Genomic DNA, 3,964 nt, shown 5'->3' with positions numbered 1-3,964 from the left:
CTGGCTCATCAATTTCCTGACTTAAATTTCGCTCAAATAAACTTCGAGTAATTTAAACCAATCAATCAATGAAATATTTTCGATCAATCAATCAGTAAAAATCCACACAAGTTGTTCTTCATAATCTTTTAATGATCTCAATTTCTGCCTCGTCAGCAGAAATTTTAACGCAAAACACTTATAACAACTTAACCCTGTAAGCTAAGTTCGTAGGTTGTTTCGCGTCGGGATGAGTGCATTATAGGGCAATTTCCTACACGTGCAAGTGCTTTTAACTGCTTGTTTTCACGAGTGTTGGATTTTTACGCACCATTTTAGTTCAAAAATACACAAAACTCGCACTAACCCTATAATTTTAAATTAAAAATATGTTTTTCATATTTTTGCAATCTAAATCCGCCTATTTTGTAGAGGTAGCCTCTTTTACTTTCACACTGAGTATTTTTACCGCTTGTTTCGGTACATTCTGATGCATGCCATAGTTTCCAGTGGGTACTTTCACAATTTTATCGACAACATCCATCCCTTTAGTGACTTGACCAAATACCGCATAACCTGCGTTACGTGGACTTCGATTTAAGAAATCGTTATCTACCACATTAATAAAGAATTGGCTGCTGGCAGAATCAGGATGATTCATACGTGCCATCGCCAAGGTACCACGGGTATTTTTCAAACCATTGCTTGATTCATTACGAATGGTAGCTTTGGTTGGCTTTTCTTGCATATTGGCATCCATACCACCACCTTGCACCATAAAGCCCGGGATGACACGATGGAAGATCGTACCGTTATAGAAGTTTGACTTAGCATAGTTTTCAAAGTTCTTTGCAGAAATTGGGGCTTTATCATTAAACAGTTCGATTTCAATATTGCCCATGCTAGTTGTCATTTCTACCACGGTGTTGGCTGCCATCGTATTGAAGCTGATAAGCATTGCGGCCATGGTAAACATACTTTGTTTTAACATTTGCTGACCAATCCATCTGTGTTGTATTTGCATTACCTCTATATTAATAAGATTATGCGAATAAATCAGTGGTTATTTTTTATCACGCTGGAAAACTTATGTATAAAAATAATTCAGATCAGATCCGACTGTGTCCAGCACCTTGGCAACTTCAAGGTGAAGCTTATATTTTAAATTATTGGCTCAGCCCACAATTTTAAAACAAGCTCTGTTTTTTGGCTTGGCAGATTCTTTCTTTAGGTCATCTTGTTCAAGTCATGTGGGTGCGTTATCACGCTTGCCCGATTGGTGCTTATGGTGAGCTGCTGATTGTAAAATCATCCTTTATTTACGCAGCGTCGTTTATCTACTATTCCTAAAATTTTCGTTTCAACCGAGTCTTCTGTGCAACAAAACAACAGCCTTAGGACATTTAAAAAAACTGGTAAGCTTTGATTGGGATATTCAAGATCGACAGATGAGTTGCAAAATACTACACGTAGATTTACAACTCGCCATTCAACTTGAAAAATGTAACAAGCAACACAGCTTTGATATTAATAGTCGTTACATCCCTGCTGCGCTTTTAAAAATTCAGCAAATATGGCAAGGGAAATCTTATCAATTTAATCTTTCTTTTCGCGGCAGATTAATCCCACTCAAACACACGTCTTGGCAATCGACCCCAAATTTTTTCCTGATTTTAATCAGGCACGCCTCATCAATGGTTTTACGTGCCCGAGTTCGAACTGACTTTTCTCGAAGCAAAAATCGTCACTCTCGTTTAATTGTTCCACGTGAAACAGATGAGTAAATACATCCCAAGGTTTAGCACCGTGGTCGATCCCAAAATTTTCTAAAATTTTTGCACAATTCAATGCTGATTTTTTTGGCACGACGCGACACAAAGGTCATACTAATAAAACCATGTGTTTGATCTAAATATTCTACATATTTAACCGTCACCTGATTTTGACGCAATTTATGCGCATAAATTTCAGCTTCATCATGCAAAACATCATGTCCTGCTGTGACCACAAAGGCAGGTGCCAGTTTTTTCAACTTCCCAAAAGTCGGAGAAATAATCGGATCATCCAAAGCGACCTGATGCTCCGTGACATAGTGCTGGGTGACAAAATCAATATCTTGACCTGTCAGTACCAAACCATCTTTATAAGCAAAGAATGAAGGATGGCGGCTCTTAAAGTCTAAGGCTGGATAAATTAAAAATTGGGCGTTAGGTGCATAAGCTGATTGAGCACTACGCTGTGCAACTACCGCAGCAATATTGCCACCTGCACTATCGCCTGCCACCGCTATGCGATTTTTTAAAATTTTCATTTCGCGACGATGTTGATATGCCCATGCTAAAGCATCTTCACAGACTTGAATAATCTGCTGTGGGCTGGCTTCAGGCGCGAGTGGATATTCCACACTCAATACTTGTGCATGGGCATGTACCGCCATTAAGCGGCAAAATTCGTCATGACTGTCTAAACCACCCACCACAAAACCACCACCATGATAAAACACGATTAAAGGCAATTTTTTATGTGGTGCAGGATGATAATAACGCGCTGCGATATTGCCACTGGCTAAGTTTAAACGGATTTCTTCAACTCGTTTGACCGCAGTTGGAGTGCTCAGAATAGATTGCATTTGTCGATCAAATGCCTGTCTAGACTGTACAGGGTCAGCACCAATAAAACCAATTTTCCCTTGTTTTAATTGTGCTGCCATCATGCATTTAATAAATGGATCAAGGTCTGGATAATGATGCGGATAACCCAAAGCTTGAGCCAAAGTATGATGTACTCGACTTGGTAACTTATTTAATGCACGTGCAGCAGCACCTTGTCCTTTGTGCAATTTATTTTTAAGAGAAGTATTCAAAATTTGCATGCCTGTTCCTTTTTATATGTCTGCATGATTTGCCTAAACGCTTCATAATTTCTTCATGATCAACAGCACAGTGACCATTTTGTTATACAAGTGCTTCAATCGTTATACACATTCAAATTACCTATACGCTACCCTGCTTTTATGACGCTGTCATTGACACTATTGCGGTCTATGATTGATGTTTCAGACAAATTTACCTCATCGGCTCAGGAGGCAGAGCATGACAAAAAAATTGATCTTACTTTCGTGCGCAACTGCCATTTTAGCCGTAGGTTGCGTGGTCGTGCCTGACGAAGGTTACTACGATGGACGATATGAGCCACGCTATGACCGTCGCTATGATGATGATCATCGACGGTATGACAATGATCGGCAGCGTTGGGAATATCAACAAGGTAAAAATCGGGTTGAGTTAGAGCGTCGTAAACGTGAACTAGAACGTCGTGAATGGGAACAAAAACGACAACAGCAATTACAGCAACAACGCTATGAACAAGAGCGACAACGCTTAGCAGAGCAACGCAAACGCTTATCGGAACAGCAGCGTAAACAGCTAGAGCAAAAGCGTAAGCAGCAAATTGAAGCTGAACAAAAAAAGCGTGAGGAAGCACGTAAACGCTGGCAACAACAACGTGATGCACAACAAAAGCGCTGGCAGGAAAACCGTAAAGACCGTGAACAACGACGTGATCGTGATTGAGTCTTACAGCAAAGCAAAACAAATGAGGTAAAAAAAGGGCTTATTCAGAAGTTAGATAAGCCCCGAAAACACATTTAGCAATACACAAGAAACTACAGCGATATAGCATCTATGCGCAAAGAATAAGCAGTGTTAGGTTTTGTGTAAAATATATAATTACTCTCGATTAAGTTGTTTTAGCGATTAATCAACCAAAACTTAAAAACTCTAATCATACGCATGCACAATATAGTGAACAAACACCCAGTCGAATCCTGTTGATAAAACAGTGTTTTTAGCTATCTCCGGGTAGTGTTCAAAAAACTGTGTCATTTCCTTAAACTGTTAAAAACAGGAATGATGCATTATGGCAACTACATTTGATTTTGAAACAGCCTTAAAACAACTCCAGTCAGGACAAGCACTGACTGGAG

Annotated in this window: 3 protein-coding genes; 1 reads left to right on the top strand and 2 read right to left on the bottom strand. The window is 39.5% G+C overall.

Translation table 11 applies throughout. From position 1 onward, the window contains the following. Positions 1–400 precede the first annotated feature (400 nt). Positions 401–970: a peptidylprolyl isomerase gene (locus FTV43_RS14680; protein WP_179995774.1), complete on the bottom strand. Its 570-nt coding sequence runs from the start codon at positions 968–970 to the stop codon at positions 401–403. Positions 971–1,777: 807 nt separating this feature from the next. Further along, positions 1,778–2,851 carry an alpha/beta hydrolase gene (locus tag FTV43_RS14675; protein WP_179995773.1) on the bottom strand — a complete coding sequence of 358 codons (1,074 nt, stop codon included), beginning with the start codon at positions 2,849–2,851 and terminating at the stop codon, positions 1,778–1,780. A gap of 220 nt (positions 2,852–3,071) precedes the next feature. Between FTV43_RS14675 and FTV43_RS14670 the strand changes: the two genes are divergently transcribed. Further along, positions 3,072–3,551, top strand: a complete 480-nt coding sequence (locus FTV43_RS14670) for a hypothetical protein (protein ID WP_178867890.1) — start codon at positions 3,072–3,074, stop codon at positions 3,549–3,551. The last annotated feature ends 413 nt before the right edge of the window (positions 3,552–3,964 follow it).

Source organism: Acinetobacter sp. YH16053 (assembly GCF_013417035.1).
In the GTDB taxonomy this organism is placed as follows: Bacteria; Pseudomonadota; Gammaproteobacteria; order Pseudomonadales; family Moraxellaceae; genus Acinetobacter; species Acinetobacter towneri.
This window is presented reverse-complemented; position numbering and strand designations above follow the sequence as displayed.